This window comes from Micavibrio aeruginosavorus (assembly GCF_051245535.1).
GTDB classification, from domain to species: Bacteria; Pseudomonadota; Alphaproteobacteria; order Micavibrionales; family Micavibrionaceae; genus Micavibrio; species Micavibrio aeruginosavorus_D.
Genome location: NZ_CP195303.1, coordinates 2,303,316 through 2,319,398 on the forward strand (window position 1 = coordinate 2,303,316; position 16,083 = coordinate 2,319,398).

12 protein-coding genes and 1 pseudogene are annotated in these 16,083 nt (G+C 56.7%); 7 read left to right on the forward strand and 6 right to left on the reverse strand.

Features of this window, described 5'->3' with window-relative positions; all coding sequences use genetic code 11:
* Positions 1-92: 92 nt before the first annotated feature.
* Complete coding sequence (mbfA, locus tag ACSC94_RS11030) at positions 93-1,049, forward strand: iron exporter MbfA (protein WP_435640892.1); 957 nt, start codon at positions 93-95, stop codon at positions 1,047-1,049.
* Between the two features lie 6 nt (positions 1,050-1,055).
* Here the strand turns inward: mbfA and ACSC94_RS11035 are convergent, their stop codons facing one another.
* Positions 1,056-2,138: a prepilin-type N-terminal cleavage/methylation domain-containing protein gene (locus ACSC94_RS11035; RefSeq protein WP_435640893.1), complete on the reverse strand. Its 1,083-nt coding sequence runs from the start codon at positions 2,136-2,138 to the stop codon at positions 1,056-1,058.
* A 102-nt stretch (positions 2,139-2,240) separates the two neighbouring features.
* Here ACSC94_RS11035 and ACSC94_RS11040 point away from each other — a divergent pair, with 102 nt between their 5' ends.
* Positions 2,241-3,767, forward strand: coding sequence for a vWA domain-containing protein (locus ACSC94_RS11040; RefSeq protein WP_435640894.1), 1,527 nt, complete (start codon positions 2,241-2,243; stop codon positions 3,765-3,767).
* A gap of 22 nt (positions 3,768-3,789) precedes the next feature.
* On the opposite strand, the gene ACSC94_RS11045 is transcribed toward ACSC94_RS11040, so the two are convergent.
* The gene (locus ACSC94_RS11045; protein ID WP_435640895.1) at positions 3,790-4,260 is read right to left on the reverse strand and encodes a nucleoside deaminase; all 471 of its coding nucleotides are present in this window, start codon (positions 4,258-4,260) and stop codon (positions 3,790-3,792) included.
* 41 nt (positions 4,261-4,301) lie between these two features.
* On the opposite strand from ACSC94_RS11045, the gene ACSC94_RS11050 reads away from it, so the two are divergent.
* Positions 4,302-5,300 carry a pseudouridine synthase gene (locus tag ACSC94_RS11050; protein WP_435640896.1) on the forward strand — a complete coding sequence of 333 codons (999 nt, stop codon included), beginning with the start codon at positions 4,302-4,304 and terminating at the stop codon, positions 5,298-5,300.
* Positions 5,300-5,833: pseudogene (locus ACSC94_RS11055) on the forward strand (RsmD family RNA methyltransferase); the annotation flags it as partial. The gene ACSC94_RS11050 and the pseudogene ACSC94_RS11055, both read left to right, overlap by 1 nt.
* Here the strand turns inward: ACSC94_RS11055 and ACSC94_RS11060 are convergent.
* On the reverse strand, positions 5,727-6,875 hold the full coding sequence (locus ACSC94_RS11060; protein WP_435640897.1) for an HAD family hydrolase: 1,149 nt from the start codon (positions 6,873-6,875) through the stop codon (positions 5,727-5,729). The pseudogene ACSC94_RS11055 and the gene ACSC94_RS11060 overlap by 107 nt on opposite strands.
* Before the next feature lie 52 nt (positions 6,876-6,927).
* Complete coding sequence (locus ACSC94_RS11065) at positions 6,928-7,770, reverse strand: undecaprenyl-diphosphate phosphatase (RefSeq protein WP_435640898.1); 843 nt, start codon at positions 7,768-7,770, stop codon at positions 6,928-6,930.
* 66 nt (positions 7,771-7,836) lie between these two features.
* On the opposite strand from ACSC94_RS11065, the gene ACSC94_RS11070 reads away from it, so the two are divergent.
* From ACSC94_RS11070 to ACSC94_RS11080, 3 genes are all read left to right on the forward strand, one after another.
* A complete protein-coding gene (locus tag ACSC94_RS11070) occupies positions 7,837-8,037 on the forward strand; it encodes a hypothetical protein (protein ID WP_435640899.1) in 201 nt (66 codons plus the stop codon).
* Between the two features lie 416 nt (positions 8,038-8,453).
* Positions 8,454-9,074, forward strand: coding sequence for a YceI family protein (locus ACSC94_RS11075; protein ID WP_435640900.1), 621 nt, complete (start codon positions 8,454-8,456; stop codon positions 9,072-9,074).
* A gap of 40 nt (positions 9,075-9,114) precedes the next feature.
* Complete coding sequence (locus ACSC94_RS11080) at positions 9,115-10,206, forward strand: cytochrome b/b6 domain-containing protein (protein WP_435640901.1); 1,092 nt, start codon at positions 9,115-9,117, stop codon at positions 10,204-10,206.
* Positions 10,207-10,273: 67 nt separating this feature from the next.
* Here the strand turns inward: ACSC94_RS11080 and ACSC94_RS11085 are convergent, their stop codons facing one another.
* Positions 10,274-12,955 carry a LysM peptidoglycan-binding domain-containing protein gene (locus ACSC94_RS11085; RefSeq protein WP_435640902.1) on the reverse strand — a complete coding sequence of 894 codons (2,682 nt, stop codon included), beginning with the start codon at positions 12,953-12,955 and terminating at the stop codon, positions 10,274-10,276.
* A 129-nt stretch (positions 12,956-13,084) separates the two neighbouring features.
* On the reverse strand, positions 13,085-15,829 hold the full coding sequence (locus tag ACSC94_RS11090; protein WP_435640903.1) for an ankyrin repeat domain-containing protein: 2,745 nt from the start codon (positions 15,827-15,829) through the stop codon (positions 13,085-13,087).
* Positions 15,830-16,083 lie beyond the last annotated feature (254 nt).

The following is a 16,083-nucleotide window of genomic DNA, read 5'->3' on the forward strand; positions in this document are numbered from 1 at the left end:
TCAATTATCCTTTTCAATCAATGTGTTCTTGATCTGTGGCGATCCGTCGTTATCATGTTCTCTGACTTAAATATCAATCAGGAGATGATCCGTTGAAACGCCTTGCCGATTTGAAAGAAGACGAAGTCCTCGCGCTGGCCGTGTCCAGCGAAGAAGAAGATTCACAAATCTACAAGCACATCGCCAACCGCTTGCGCGTTGAATTTCCCTCAACGGCGCAGATGTTCGAAGAAATGGCGGCGGAGGAGCAGGATCATAAAAACATGCTGTTGACGCTGTTTAAAAAGCGTTTCGGCGACCAGCTCCCCTACATCACGCGGCAGGACGTGCGCGGCTTCTTGAAACGCCGCCCGGTCTGGCTGATGGACAATCTGCCCGTCGATGCCATGCGCCGTCAGGCGGAAATTATGGAGATCGAGGCCTCCAACTTCTACGCCAAGGCCGCCGCACAGGCGAAAGATGTCGAAGTCCGCAAATTGCTCGGCGATCTGGCCCTGATCGAAAAGGGCCACGAAGCCCGCGCCGCCGATCTGGAAGAAAAGAACCTGCCCGCCGATATCAAGCATGAGGAAGCGCAAACCGCGCATCGCATGTTCGTGCTGCAAGTGGTGCAACCGGGTCTGGCCGGGTTGATCGACGGGTCGATTTCAACATTGGCGCCGATTTTTGCGGCGGCCTTTGCAACGCAGGATTCACACAGCGCCTTTCTGGTCGGTCTGGCCGCGTCACTGGGCGCGGGGATCAGCATGGGCATCACCGAAGCCATGTCGGATGATGGTGAAATCACTGGCCGGGGCAGCCCATGGCTGCGCGGCGGTGTGTGCGGTCTGATGACGGCGGTGGGTGGTTTGGGCCACACATTGCCCTATCTGATCCACGATTTCTGGACCGCAACGGCGGTCGCGGGAATCGTTGTTGTGATTGAACTTTGGGCAATCTCGTGGATTCGCTGGAAATACATGGACACACCGTTCCACTCCGCCGCCGTTCAGGTGGTTCTGGGCGGGGCGCTGGTCCTGATGGCCGGCGTGTTGATCGGCAGTTCGTAACGCGCCTTAGGATTTTACACAGTAGAGCAAAGCCAGATAAGGCGGCATGTTATTATGTGCCGTTGCAGCCCCTGTGCTTTCCATCAGGGATGTGCCTGCGGCCCCCAGTGTTGACAAGTCTGTCGGGCGGGCGGTTGCGCCAATATTGCTCAACGTCAGGGTAACCGTTTCCGCGCCGCCAGTATTGCCGCGGTTATACGTGGCACCATCGGTCCCCACGATCATACGGCCATTGGCGTTTGCAAAGGGCACCCAACCATCCGGGCATGTGCTCAGGTCAAACGCCATGACGGCCCCGTCCGGGATTCCGTTGCCCAAGGCGGTTGTGGATCGGACGCGAATAAAATCATCATACAAATTCGCGTTGTTCCCCGTGCTGCGCACGATGGTGCTGACGAATGTTGCATCATCATCGCAGTTTTCATTTTCGCGTGTCCCGGCGGTGCAGCCAAAACGCCCCGTTCCCGATGCGCTATAGGCCCCGGAATTGTTTTCACCGTGGCTGTTGATCACGTAATGGGCGGTGCCCGTTTCGGGGAAGGTCACAACCGGGTTTCCGGCGGCATCATTGACGAAAAGGGCCCCTTCCTCGCGGTTATAGGTGGTGGGGTGGGCCAATGATTCCGTGATGGCATAGGTGAAACGGCCCCCCCATGAATCGCGGATAAAATCATCGGGCAGGTTGAGCGTGCGTACCGGTACGGCGCCAATGCGCACGGCCCGTCCGCCGCGCCCGCCGCCTGCGGCAATCGTTTCATCGGCGGCGGGGGCCACCGTGTTGCATCCGTTTTCGGAAATTTCGACGCCAAAATTGGCGGTGTCGGGCGCGGCGTTCAGGCGCGCGGGGCAGGGGTAACGGCCATTCAGGCTGAGGAACAATTGCAGGGCCTCATCAATCTGGTCCAGCCGTTCCTGCGTTGTATTGATTTCGGTTTTTTTCAGATAGCCGAGCAACATGGTCGATGCCGTGGCCAACAAAATGCCGCCGATCAGCATAACGATTGCCACTTCCACCAATGTGAAACCACCTGCGCGGTTGGTCCGGTGTTGCGCCATCTTTTCCCCCCGGCCATAATCGGCCAAATTCATGAATAAAAACCAGATGTTACGCATTTGGATCAATTTTTACGCAAGTTTAATGAAAAGTATATATGATTGTTGGTTGAGAGGGCGTTAATGGGGGATACGGTCATGCAGAGTCATGAAAACCGGTCTGCGTGCAAATCTGACATTCCTGTAAATTATCGATCGCAAGCGGGCTTTTCGCTGCTGGCGGTGGCCTTCCTTATCATCATTCTGGGCGGCGTGGTGTCCGTCGGCGGGGCCTTGTACAAGGTCTGGTCCGAACAGAAAGGGTCCTCCACGACACAGGCGCGTATGGAGTATATCCAGGACGCACTGGCCAATTTTGCGGCGCATAATGGGCGTTATCCTTGCCCGGCGCGCTTGACCGACCCGTTTGATACCGCCAATTTCGGCGTGGAAATTTCCGATAATTGTGCTACCGACCTGACCGCCCCGGCGGGCACGACCCGTGTGGCCAGCGAAGACGCGACCAAGGGCTTTATCCGCATTGGTGCGGTTCCGGTGCGCACGCTGAACATTCCGGATGAATATATCGCCGATGGCTATAACCGCCGTCTGGTCTATGCCGTCACCGAATCCTACACCGAGGATGGCGCACCGCTGGCCGAGGATCGGGGGGCCATCCGGATCGAAGATGCTGCGGGCAACAGCGCAACATCCAAGCCCAACAATATCGTGCAGGTGGTCTACAGCATGGGCTGGGACGATAACGGGGCCTACACCGATAACGGGGCTGTTGTGGCGGCCTGTGACGCGGGCAAAAAATCCGGCATCAACTGCGATATCGCAAACAATGCCGTGTTTATGAACACGATGGAAAAATCATCCAACCCGGCCGATCCGTTCGTGTCGCGCGTGGCCTATCGCCCCAGCAAAACCGTTGTCGCGTGCGAGGACAAGGGCCTGAAAATCCCGAAAGACACCGCCTTCCTGATCGACACCAGCGGCAGTATGGTCAGCAAAGCCAATGGGTGCCCGGCCGAGGTCGGCAAGAATTGCACCCGGATGGATGTGGCCCACTGGGCGATGCGCCGGGTGATGCCCGCGCGGCTGTATTCCAACACGCTGAACAAAAACCCGGGTGACACCATTATGACCGGGTTTACCAATAAACAATGGCTCAAGGACGTGAACCCAGTTCTGGGCAGCAACTGGAACAATCTGATTTTTGACAAGGCCCCGACCGATGGGTCCGTCTATGTTCCGCCCAAGGACGATGAAATGATGGCCGATCTGGAAAGCGAGCTGTCCGGCATGTGCCCGTCGGGCGGCACGCCGCTGGGGTCGCACATGATGGGGCTGGCCAACCAGATCAAGGCGCATAAACCGGCGGGTTATGTCGATAATCCAGATTCCCCGGACAAAATCACCATCATTTCCGACGGGGAAAATAACGGTGGTGAGGACCCCATGTCCCTGCTGGCGGATTTAAAACTCAAGCACCCGAATGTGCAGGTTGACGTGATTGATGTGGTGGGAAACCCCAGTCTGGAAGCCATTGCGATCGCAACGGGCGGGGCTTATTACCGGTCGAACAACCCGGATGAATTGCTGGATGCCCTGTATAAATCCGCCGGGATTTGCAAACCCTATACCCCGGCCGCGGTGGTGGATAAGCTTTATTGTAAATAAGCGGGCGCATGTGCGCTTCGGCTTATTTCTTCCGTTTTGCTGCAAAGAAATCCTTGAGAATCTGGCCGCATTGATCGGCCATGACGCCGCCCGTGACCGCCGGACGGTGGTGACAGGTGGGTTGGGTAAAGAACTGGCCGCCATGGTCGATGCCGCCACCCTTGGGGTCCGGCGCGCCATAGACCACGCGGCGGATGCGGGCAAAGCTGATCGCCGCCGCGCACATGGCACAGGGCTCCAGCGTCACATACAAATCACAGGTGGGAATGCGCTGGGCCCCGGCGGTTTTGCACCCATCCCGAATGACCATGATTTCCGCATGGGCCGTGGGGTCGGCGCGTTCAATAGTGGCATTGCCGCCTTGGGCGACAATCTCACCCGTCTCCACATCGACCAGCACCGCGCCAATCGGAACTTCATCCCGAGCGGCAGCCTTTTGCGCCTCTTCCAGCGCGGCCTGCATATAGGTATAGTCGGGGTCGATGGGATCCATTATGGATGTCGTCCTTATTTTTACATCAGGACCTGTATAGCGTGAGCGACGAAAAAGACCAAGATACCCCGCAAGCGGACGAAACCGTTGCAGCCTCCGGCGAACGCATTGCCAAAGTCATGGCGCGCGCGGGCCTGTGTTCCCGGCGCGAGGCCGAGAGCTGGATTACGGCGGGCCGGGTCCGGGTGAATGGCAAAACGCTGGATTCCCCCGCCTGCCTCGTCGGGCCGGATGATCAGGTGTTCGTCGATAACAAACCCCTGCCCACGGCGCAGGTCACCCGCCTGTTCCTGTATCACAAACCCGCCGGGCTGGTGACATCGGCCCGCGATGAACTGGGTCGTCCCACCGTGTTCGACATGTTGCCTCCGGCCATGCCCCGGGTGGTCAGTGTCGGGCGGCTGGATTTAACGACCGAGGGCCTCTTGTTGCTGACCAATGACGGGGGGTTGTCCCGCCATCTGGAATTGCCCGCCACCGGGTGGAAGCGGCGCTACCGTGTACGCGTGTACGGCACCGTGAATGAAAAGAAACTGGCCGGGTTAAAGGATGGCATTACGGTTGATGGCGTGCGCTATGGCTCGATTGAGGCCACGCTGGAAGAGGCCCAGACCAAGGCCAATAGCTGGCTGGTCATCACCCTGACCGAGGGTAAAAACCGCGAAATCCGTCGGGTGATGGAAGCACTGGATTTGCAGGTAACCCGCCTGATCCGGGTGTCCTATGGCCCGTTCCGGCTGGGCAAGCTGAACGAAGGCGCGGTGGAAGAAGTGCCGCTGGCCGTCCTGCGCGAACTGATCCCGACCTACTTTAACCCCGGTGCCGTACATACGGATACGGACATTGAGGGGTTGGCAGATACGCCCCATACACCACGTACGCATACGGGAGCGGCCCCGGCCAAGAACGCGGTCAGCCGTAAAGGCTGGGCCAAGGCCAAACCTGACACCAAAGTGAAGCCGCGTAAAACTCACAGATCTGGCGGAAAACCTGGTGGTTCGGGTGGGAAGCCCACCGGGAACCGATCTGGTAAACGCTGATGGGTGTGCGTATTACCGGGGGGGAGTTTCGGGGTCGTCTGCTACAGGCACCGACGGGTACGCATGTACGCCCGACGGGGGACAAAAACCGGCAGGCGATTTTCAATATGTTGAATGCGCCGCGCTGGATCGACGACCTTTTGCCGGGGACGGATTTTGATCTGGAGGGGGCGGTCGTGCTGGATGGCTTCGCCGGAACCGGGGCGCTGGGGATTGAGGCTTTGTCCCGCGGGGCGGCGTACGGGGTGTTCTTTGAGAAGGATCGCCCTGTTTCGGGCTTGTGCCGTAACAATCTGCAATCATTGAAAATTATGGATCGTACGTCATTGTATGTCCGCGATTCGACCGTGCCGGGGAAGCGCCCGATGGCCGTACCGCCCGCCACTTTGGTCTTCCTCGACCCGCCTTATCGGCAGGGTCTGGTGCCTAAGGCGTGGGCAGCTTTAGCGGCTGGTGGGTGGCTGGCCCCAGGGGCGATCGCAGTCCTTGAAACTGAAAATACGGCGCCAAACGATGAACCGGCGGAATGGGCGTCAACTGTACGTATTCTGGATTCTCGGGTGTATGGCCTGACCCTGTTCCGGTTTGTTCAATATTGTGGCTAAAGCCATGGCCGGTCTTGAAATTGAAGACGGTGAACAAGGTGGTCAATGATCGGCTGAGCGTAATGTTCGGGCGGACATCCTGCCGCTTCATCGCCTTTTCAATCGCGCGCACGCCGAAGACATAGCCGGGGTCGGACATTTTCGTGGCGGCTTCTGCGGTTTGATGTTCCATGACACAGCCGCGTTTGTGCCAGGCAAAGGCAACCTTCAGCGGGCGGGCGGTGGCACCGTCCTTGTCGGAATCGCCCACCATCACGGCCCGGTTCGGGGCGCATGAAAAATCATTCAAAATCTGTTTCAGGTGTCTCGGGCTGGGTTTGGCCAGACGCTTGCCCGTGACCGGGTGCGGTCCCCACAGCGTCATATTGCGCTTAATCGCCTGAACAAAGGCTGGATCGATCTGGCTGAGCAGGCGATTGTCGGATTCGATGCTGGGTTGGCAGTAAAAATGATCGAAAAGGGCCGGAATTTCCATGAAATCGGCAATTTGACCGGATTTTTGCGCGTTTTGGGCCAAAAACCACAGGCGCAGGATCAACGACGTCGCCTCAGTGTCCGAATAAATCACCTGCTGCGCGCCATTGTCACGGACACCGCGCAGTGTTTCGACGGCTTCGGGATAGAAGGTGGTGAATTCCTTCTGTTCCTTCATCCAGCGGTCGCGGATGGCCCATTGTGTCGCTTTCAGCTGCGTTTCTTCAACCGGGTTGGCCCCTTGGGGCAGGATTTTCTGCGATGCCATCCATTGCAGGGCCCCGGTGAAATCATAAAAACGAAACTGGCTGGGGGTCTTGCGGAATGAGCGTTGGACCGTGGCCGGGTCCATGTCGTACAGGGACGCCGTGCGGGCCATGGCCCGACTGGTGGAAAGGGCCCATGTTTTGACCGTGTCGGTCAATGTGTTGTCCAGATCCCAGACGACCAGATGTTTTTCCGGGCGGCTGGCCTTTGCGTTACGCGGTTTAGGCATGAACGTGAACCCTGTTGTTATTTTCTATAATAACTCAACAGGGATATATGTATCAGCCCAGCATTCCGGTGTAAAGCAAAACCAGCAGGAACAATCCAAGACCCACGCGGTACCAGACAAAAACCATAAAACTGGACCGGGTCAGCCATTTCATCAGGATATGCATGGCCCCCAACGCGGCCAGACAGGACACGACGACCCCCGCCGCAATATCCAGCCACAACCCGTTGCTGGGCGGGTTTTCAACCATGCCCAACGCGGCCAGAAACCCGGCCCCGGCAATGGCAATACTGCCCAGCAGGAAGGAAAAGCGCGCGGCCTCGACCCGGCTCAGGCCCAGAAAGCGCCCGGCGGTCATGGTGATGCCCGACCGGCTGGTGCCGGGGATCAGGGCCAGACATTGGGCCAGCCCAATGATCATCACGTCCTTTAACGTCAGATCCGCCCCCGTGCGGGTGGCCGGGCATTTCAGATCGACCACGCCCAGCAGGATGCCAAAAATCACCAGCCCCCACGCCGCCAGCGGCAAGGACCGTGCCCAGACGGGTTCATAAATATGCAGGACCAGCCCAATGATCACGACCGGAATCGTCCCGGCAATCAGGAACAGGCAAAGTTTGGACCGTTGCGTCAGCCCGTTTTTGTGCGCGGAGAGCAGGTCGAACCCGCCCAGCACCACCTGCCAGATATCCTTGCGGAAATACATCAGAATGGCCAGCAAACTGCCGACATGGACCGCAATATCCAGCGTCAGTGTTTCACCCCAGTAATTGGGCTGGCCCGGCCCCTCATGCAGCAAAGCATGGGTCAGGATCAAGTGCCCGGATGATGAAATCGGCAAAAACTCGCTGATCCCTTGGACGATGGCCAGGATGATAATATGATAGAGCGGCATGATAACGCGGGGCTTTCCGTGATGCGGTCAGGTTTGTGATTCAAAACAATAAACGGATTTTTACCCATGGTCTATGTCATCGGTGTGGCAGGTTTTATCGGTGGTTTTGTGCTGGGCCTGATCGCCTTGCGCTACATCCTGAAAGACCGCAGCAAAGACGATTTGCTGCAGGATAAATCCCTGCGGATGTACGGCGCGATCACATGGCTGCTGGCCGCGCTGGGCGGGGCCACGGCAATGGCGTGTTATACGCATTTCTGGGGATAGGCTCCCCTGCGGTTCCCTCTCCCATGGGGAGAGGGCTAGGGTGAGGGGGTGTGGAGTGTGAGGGGGTAAGAGTGCGGTGTTTTATTCGGCAAGATCAAAACCCCTCACCCGGCTCCGGCTAAGGGCGTTGCCCTAAGCCTGCACACCCCTCTCCCCATGGGAGAGGGGCAACAAGAGGCGCTGATTTTAATATGAAAATACCGTTTGGTATAAAATTCTTCTGGTCTGCCCTTGACCCCGCATATGCCCCGCCTAACTAACTGAAAGTGCGCAAGAAAGCGTGTTACCATGGTGACGATTTGTTGAGGATTTGTTCATCCTTCATTCAGATTTTTGGTGTTACCTGAACGCCTCTGTCTTTCGCGTGATGATTGTTTTTGAAACCAAACACACTGACAAAAAGGAAAAGTCCCACCATGTCCCGTTTTTTATCCATTCTGGCCCTGACCATTTTGGCGGCCGCTTTGCTGATTACGCCTGTTGCGGCCCGCGCGGCGGATGCTGCTGAAACCTACACGCTGGAAACGCCGCACACGCAAATCGTGTTCGCGGTGAACCATTTGGGCTTTTCCAATTCCATCGGGAAATTTCTGGGCTATAGCGGGACGATCCATTTCGATCGCACCGACCCGGCCAAATCGAATGTCGATGTTGTGATCAAATCGGATTCGTTGGAGATCAATGATGATGCGTGGAACAAGCATTTGAAGAATGCCGATTTTCTGGATGTCGAAAAATTCCCGGAAATCACGTTCAAAAGCACGGGCATTGCCGTGACGGGTGAAAAGACCGCCGATATTACCGGCGACCTGACCATCAAGGGCGTGACCAAGCCGGTCGTTTTGAAAACCACCTTTAACAATGCGGGTCCGCACCCGATGAACCCGGAAGAACACCGCGCCGGTTTCTCGGCCACGACCAGCTTTAAACGCTCTGATTTCGGCATTACCTATGGCATTCCGGCCGTGGGCGATGATGTCGAGGTGCGGATTGAAGTTGAATCGATCCTGCAGCCTGCACCGGGCGTGAATCAATAACATCTAAAACCCGACCCATAAACCAAGAGGACCGCGCATTATGCAGTGGCGTAACACATCTGAAAATTACGGCGTCGTCGCCAAAAGCTTTCACTGGGTTATCGCCCTGCTGGTGATCGGTCTTCTTGGGGTTGGGTTATATCTGGAATCGCTGGACCCCAGCCCGCTGATGTTTAAGGTGTCGTTCTGGCACAAATCTTTCGGCATTACGGTGCTGGCGCTGGTGGTTTTGCGCGTGTTGTGGCGGTTCACCAACACCCATCCGCATTCATTGCCCAGCCATGCGCGCTGGGAAAAAACGCTGGCCAAAATTACTCATGGCTTGCTGTATCTGGCGTTGTTTGTGATGCCGCTGTCGGGGTGGATCATGTCATCGGCCAAGAGGTTTTCGGTCAATGTGTTCGGCTGGTTCACCCTGCCGGATCTGGTGGGGGAGAGTGAGCAGATCGGGTCGATTGCGCGCAGCCTTCACGGCTATGCCGCCTATACCCTGATCGCGCTGATCGGCCTGCATTTCGCGGGGGCGATCAAGCACCATGTCATTGACAAAGATTCGACATTGCGCCGCATGTTGCCGATGGTCGCGGTGGTGTTGGGCCTTATGATTGCGCCGGCATCCGCCGCCGATGCGCCGATCTGGGTCCTTCAAAAGGATCAAAGCACGATTGTCGTTGAAGGCACGCAAATGGGCGCGCCGTTCAAGGGTGGGTTTAAAACATTCGATGGGACCATTCATTTCGATGCCGCGAACCTTGCGGCATCCAAGGCCGATATGACCATCGATCTGGCCAGTTTCGACAGCGCCAGCAAGGATCGTGACGGGTCGGTGCAGGGGGCGGAATGGTTTGATTCCAAAACCTATCCGCAGGCCAAATTCGTCACCGATAAATTTGAAGCGGGCGCCGAGGCCGGGTCTTACGTGGCCCATGGCACATTGACCATTCGTGATAAAGCCGTGCCCGTGCAAGTGCCGTTTACGCTGGTGATTGACGATGCCGGTCTGGCGACGGCGGATGGGTCCATCACCATCAACCGTTTGGATTATGGTGTTGGGGCCGGGCAATGGTCCAATCCCAAAGACGTGGGGACGGATGTGAAGGTGACCATCCACATCGTGGCCCAGAAGCAATAGCCAGAAGCAATAAACAAAAAAACCCGGCGCATGTGCCGGGTTTTTTTTATGATTTTTTGGATGGCCCTTATCGGTTGCGTTCCGGGTAAATCGGCGTTGGGGGGATGGGAAGCGCCTGATGCAGGTTGACGGGATACGTGAAATCCGTCGCTTTGTCGCCCACCACGCTTTTGAGCGGTGCAGGCAACGTGCCCGCCGCACGCAAATGATCACGCAGGGCGGCAATGCTACTGCCCGGCTTGTGACCGCGCAGAACGATGCCAGCCTCTGGGGCCAGCGGCTGCGTGGTGCGGATGGTGAAGACATCGCCTCTCTTCACATCTTCGTAGGCGAAGGCAAAGGTGGACACGATCTGGCTGAATGATTTGGGCATCTGTAAATCGAACCCAGCCGGGGTCCGCACGGCGATTTCGCCATGGGCTCCGGCATATTGCGGGAATTTAAAGGTCAGTTTGCCCAGCGTCATATCCTGTGGCACGCGCACGCGATATTCGTATTCCGGCAATTTGGTGTACCCGACATTGATGCGCGTGGCCTGCACGGTGACCGTTGCCGTGATATCGGTGGCTGTGTGGCCACCCGTGGCCTTTAAATCCAGCATGGTTTGTATGGCGTTATGCCATGCCGGAACATTCAGGATACCGGGGCCGCATCGGTCATGGTGTGGCAATCCGCCGCCATTGGTCACAAACTCCGCTGGGGCCGATTGCAACGTGTCCTCGGTCGGGGAACCAAAAATGCTTTGATAGGAGCCGACATTTTCAAAATCACGCACGTCACGGCTGGCGGTCATCATGGCGGCTGCCATGATTTCCTCGAAATTCAATTGATCGCCATACCATGCGGCCATTTGCCGATACAGGGCCGCCGTTTCCGGGGTGCTGAATGACGTGCCGCTCATCTGCTCGCCCCGGCGGTTGGGTTGTTTGGTGCAGATATCGCCGCCAAATCCACTATAGCTGGACATGACGTGGAGCGGCGTGTCTTTTGAATCCTTGGTTTTGTACATCCCGCTCGACCCGACGATCACGGCGCGCGGTGAATGTGTGGTGCCATAGGGTTGAATGTATCGCCCCTCACCCGAATACCACCCATTGCCTGCGGCCTGAAACACGATTGGGCGTGATGTGTTCAGGGCGTCGACCGCCATGTTGGTTGCCCGGTACAGCAGCGTATCGGGTGTGTGGGCCTGGCCTTTTTGATCGGCGATTTTGGCCGACCGTGTGACGCTCATGGAGTGGGTGAAGACAACATTATCCGTCAATTGCGTGGTGGCGTTGCTGAACAACGCGCGGATTCCGTCGGATGTTTCCCCGCCCATGAAATACAGGACGGATTCGTCAAGGGCATGGAAATTTTTAAAATCCACAGCGGGGTTGATGGCAAAGGCCGTGCCCGTAGCGGTGCGGAACGTATCCATATGGTGTTCGCCAGTATCGCCCGCCGCCCGTTCGGCAACGATCAAGTCAATCCGCTTGTTGCGGGCGGTTGGGCCGGGTTTCAGGGCGTCTAAATGCTTATGACTGTCATACAGATAAGGCACGATGATTGTGTCGTCAGCGGTCAGGGGCGCATTGATGTCCATGCCGTTAATGCGTGCCAGCTCTGCGGCTATTTCTGCGGGCTTTGCATCGGGACGGTAATATCCAGCCCCCATCTGCTTGGCGATTTTTTCAAAGCTGGTCGTTTTTTTGTCCGCGTTAAAATAGGCCAGATCATCAACGAGCTTGGTATGGATTTCCCGCCCGACGGCCACGGGAATGTGAATGATCTGTCCAATCCGCAGGTTCTTTACCCCATCATTCTGCTGGGCGATCAGGGTGCGGCCGTCTTGCGTGGTGGTGGTGCCCATGATCGTGGCAAAACGATTGGCCAGCGCGCTCAGCGTATCGTTCGCGCGCACCGTATAGGCAAAGGGATGTTTCGGCACAGTGGCCGAAAAGTCCAATATCTTGGCCCCAAAGGCGCGCAGCAGGTCCGGCGTGATGTGATCCGTTGTGCTGATAACGCCGATGGCGGCTTCGCTGCCGTAATGCAGGCGGTTGCGTGTTTCTTCGTCGATCAACCCGGCTGTATAAAATTCATCAATACCGACGACATTGTGGATGACATCGGTGATTTTGTCGCCAGCCTGATGGGCAAGAATTTCTTTGGCATCGCTCAGCGGGACGCCGCGATCCATCAGGCGTTTCATGAGGATCAGGTTGAAACGCAGTTGGTCAATGGATTGATCCTGCGCGTCAATAACACCGTTCAGGGCGTGATCCATGGGGCCACGGCCATCAATGCCCTTAAAATTCACATCGGCCCCGTGGGCCAGCATGTGATCGAGCAATTCCGTGGATTGCAGCAATTGCGAGACTTTAAAGCATGCGGTAAAGGCGGTGGAATAGGCTTCATCCGCGATCATAAGCGAGCTGTATGTGTTGTGATTTACGTTGGCCCCATCATCGATCAGTTTTTTGATGGCCTTGATGTTGCCGCGTATGTGGGCATCATTTTGGGGGGTGTAGGTGGGATTGGTTTTTTTCTTTTCGTGCAGGAACTGGCCCAGCGATGCGACTTCACGCGACAATGCGTAATCCAGTTGGAATTGCTTTTGTGCGGCCTCTGACGTTTTTTCAGTGGAGGGCAGCGGCAGGTCTTCGCTCGGATGGGCGGCGGTGTTGAACGATGCGCTCAGGGCCAGCAGGCTGAGGCTGGCCGAAATAATCGTCTTGCGCAAAAGGCGCGCGGTTGTTGTGGTCATCGTTCCCGGTCCTGTTTTATGAGCTTGTTTTGCTGTGACCGTAGACCCGAAGTGCTTCGGGTGCAAGAAAAAGCAATCGGCCCCGCTTGGTGGTGCCGGGGCCGATTTTGTGTTGTTTTTCAATGTGTTCTACAGCGATGGGAAGAACGCGTCCTGCGGCCCCGGGGCCGCGGGCAGGGGTTTGTGAATATCCACCGGGGCGGCGGGGCCCGTGACCTTGTTCATCTGCATGGATTTCAACGGGGCGGGCAGGGTGCCGGTGCCGCGCAGATAATCACGCAAACCCGCGATGGAATTGCCCGGTGCATGGCCGTTAAAGACGATGCCCGCTTTTGGGCCCAGCGGTTCCGTGGTGCGGATTTCAAACACGTCGCCTTGCTTCACATCTTCGTATGCAAAGGCAAATGTGGACAGTGCATCCGTATAGGCTTTGGGCATCTGCATTTCAAACCCGGCCGGTGTGCGCACCACCACTTCGCTGTGCTTGTTCTGATGCTGCGGCAACAGGAAGGTCAGTTTGCCCAGTGTCATGTCGGCGGGCGCGGCGATGGAATAGGTGTATTCAGTTTTTCCCTCGGCATTCTTTTGCGCGCCAAAGGCGTTGATGTGGACGGTTTGGTGCGGCAGAAGCTTGGCCGAAAGGTTGAATTTTTCCTTTAACGACAGTGTTTTTTGAAGCGTGTCATGCCAGGATTGCGGGTCCAGAACGCCCGCGCCGCACCGTTCATGATGCGGCAGGCCGCCGCCATTGGTGGTGTACAGGGCGGGGACGCTGTTCAGCGTATTCAGTTTCGGGGCGTGAACCGGGTGATATTTGCCGATATTTTCGACATCCAGCACATCACGATCCGCGCTCATCAATCCGGCGGCCATGATTTCCTCAAAGCTCAAACGGTCGCCATACCATTCGGCAAGCTGGCGATATTGAGCGGCCGCAGAGGGTGTGGAAAAGGATGTTCCTGTCATCAATTCGCCGCGGAAATTCGGCACGCGGGCGCACACATCGGCGCCGTATGAACTGTAATGCGTCATGACGTGAATTTTGACGTTGGGCGCGGTGTTTTTGGTTGCGCTGATGGCGCTGGCACCGATTAAAACAGCGCGGGGCGAATGGGTCAGGGTGTAGCTCTGCATATAACGCCCGGACCCGAATCCGTACCAGTAATTGCCCGCCGCGCTGAACACGATGGGTTTGGCCTGATTGAGCGGGTCCAGCATCATGCCGATGGATTCCAGTGTCAGGTCGTTGGCGGAGCGGGATTGACGCGCGTCATCGGCTTGTTTTTCCGTTCTGGCGCTGCCCATTGAATGGCTGAACACGAACTGGTTGTTGGGGGAATCGGGGGCGTCATGGCCCGTATTCGCGCTGAACAACGCGCGCAGCCCGTCGGGGATTTGCGGGCTGGGGTAATCAATCGGCAGGGATTCAATGGCATGAATCCGGTCCAGATTGGCGGCGGGATTGATGCCATAGGTGGTTCCCGTGGCCACGCGATATGTGTCGCGGTGGTGCGAATCTTCAACTTTGATTGGCAGGGGATTGCCCTCGACAATAAACAGGTCAACCGGGTTGCGCGCGGCGGATGGCGCGGGTGCGATGCGCTTAACATGCGTGTGGCTGTCATTAATATAGGGGAACAGCACCTTCTGCTTTGATTTCAATTTCGTATCAAGCGGCAACCCGTTCAGGGCGGACAGTTCAGCGGCAATCGATTCAATCGGCGCGCCTATGCGGTAATAGGTTTTGAGATTGCCCTCGGCCAGTAATTTAAACGTGGCCCCGTCACTGTAAACGCTGATCACGCCGATTTCCCGGCCAACGGGCAGCGGGATTTTCAGTTCATCGCCCAGGGGCAGAATTTTGTGCGCTTCGGCTTCCGTGCCGGTAAAGGGGATGGCATTGGCATGCGCAATCAGTGCGCGGGCATGAACCTGATCCATCGCCCCCATGACGCGGTAGAAACGGGCGGCCATAATATCCAGCGTATCATCCATGGCCACAGTGGCGCTGAACGATCCTGCGGGGCGGGACTCTTCATACAGGGGTGTTAAGAGCCCGTGATCGCGCAGCATCGATGCGGTGATGTCCGGCGCGTTCAGCAAGGCGTCCCGGGCTGCATCCGTTCCCTTCAATGTTTGATTATATGCCTCATCCGAAACCAGACCGTGTTCGTGCAACACATGCATGCCGAATAAATTCTTGGCCGTGGCGGCGTAATCGCGCTGTTTCGCTGTCTTTAATGTTTCGCGCGTATCGTTCAGGGTTAATCCCTTGCCCTCCAGAATGCGCACAATATGCAAGGCGAGATCAATTTTCTCGCGGGATTGTGTCTGGGCATCCTGCAGATTGCTGATCGCGTAATCCATGATGGTCCAGCCATCGGCATCAATGGCGTACAGGTCCGCATTCTTGGTCAGGAAATGGGCGAGCAGTTCCGTCGACATCAGCATGCTGGACAGTTGTATGGAGGCCATGAACGGGCTGGACACGGTGCCCTTGCCCACGCGCATGCCTTTTTCAATGCGGAAATTCGGGTTTGCGCCCTGATCCAGCATGGATTTGATGGTGTCGATATTGATGCGCAGGGATTCATCGCGGCGCGGGTCATAATCCGGCGTGGTGCCGCGCTCTTCGATCAAACGACCAAGCGCGCGCAGTTCGGCGGTCAGGTCGCTGTTTAATTGGTACAGGGGGTCAATCACCACGCTGGCGGGCGGGGATTGCAGGGGCGTGGCCACCGCGTCCGGCGTTTGCGGACGATCCAGATTATCATTGATCGGGCTGATGGCGGCGGCGTTGAACGCGCCCAGCAAAGTCACGAATCCCAGACCCGCAGCGGCCGCAAGCCGCGTCAGTTTCTTGGCAGAAGCCATTTTTTATAATCCCTGTTTTACTTTTTTATTACTTTTTATACGCTTGGCAAAAACACTAGGAGGGATTGCCGGAGAATGCAAAAGCAAAAACCGGATTTTGGAATGGCTGGGTTGCAAGGGGCTTGCGTTATGACAACACCGGGCATAATGTTTCATTTTTGTTCTTTAAAATCAGGCCGATAAAATTTTTTTTCGGGGAAATGTGATTTTGCGACTGGGGAATCGGGCGGGAAAAGTCTATGATGTCAGTCAAT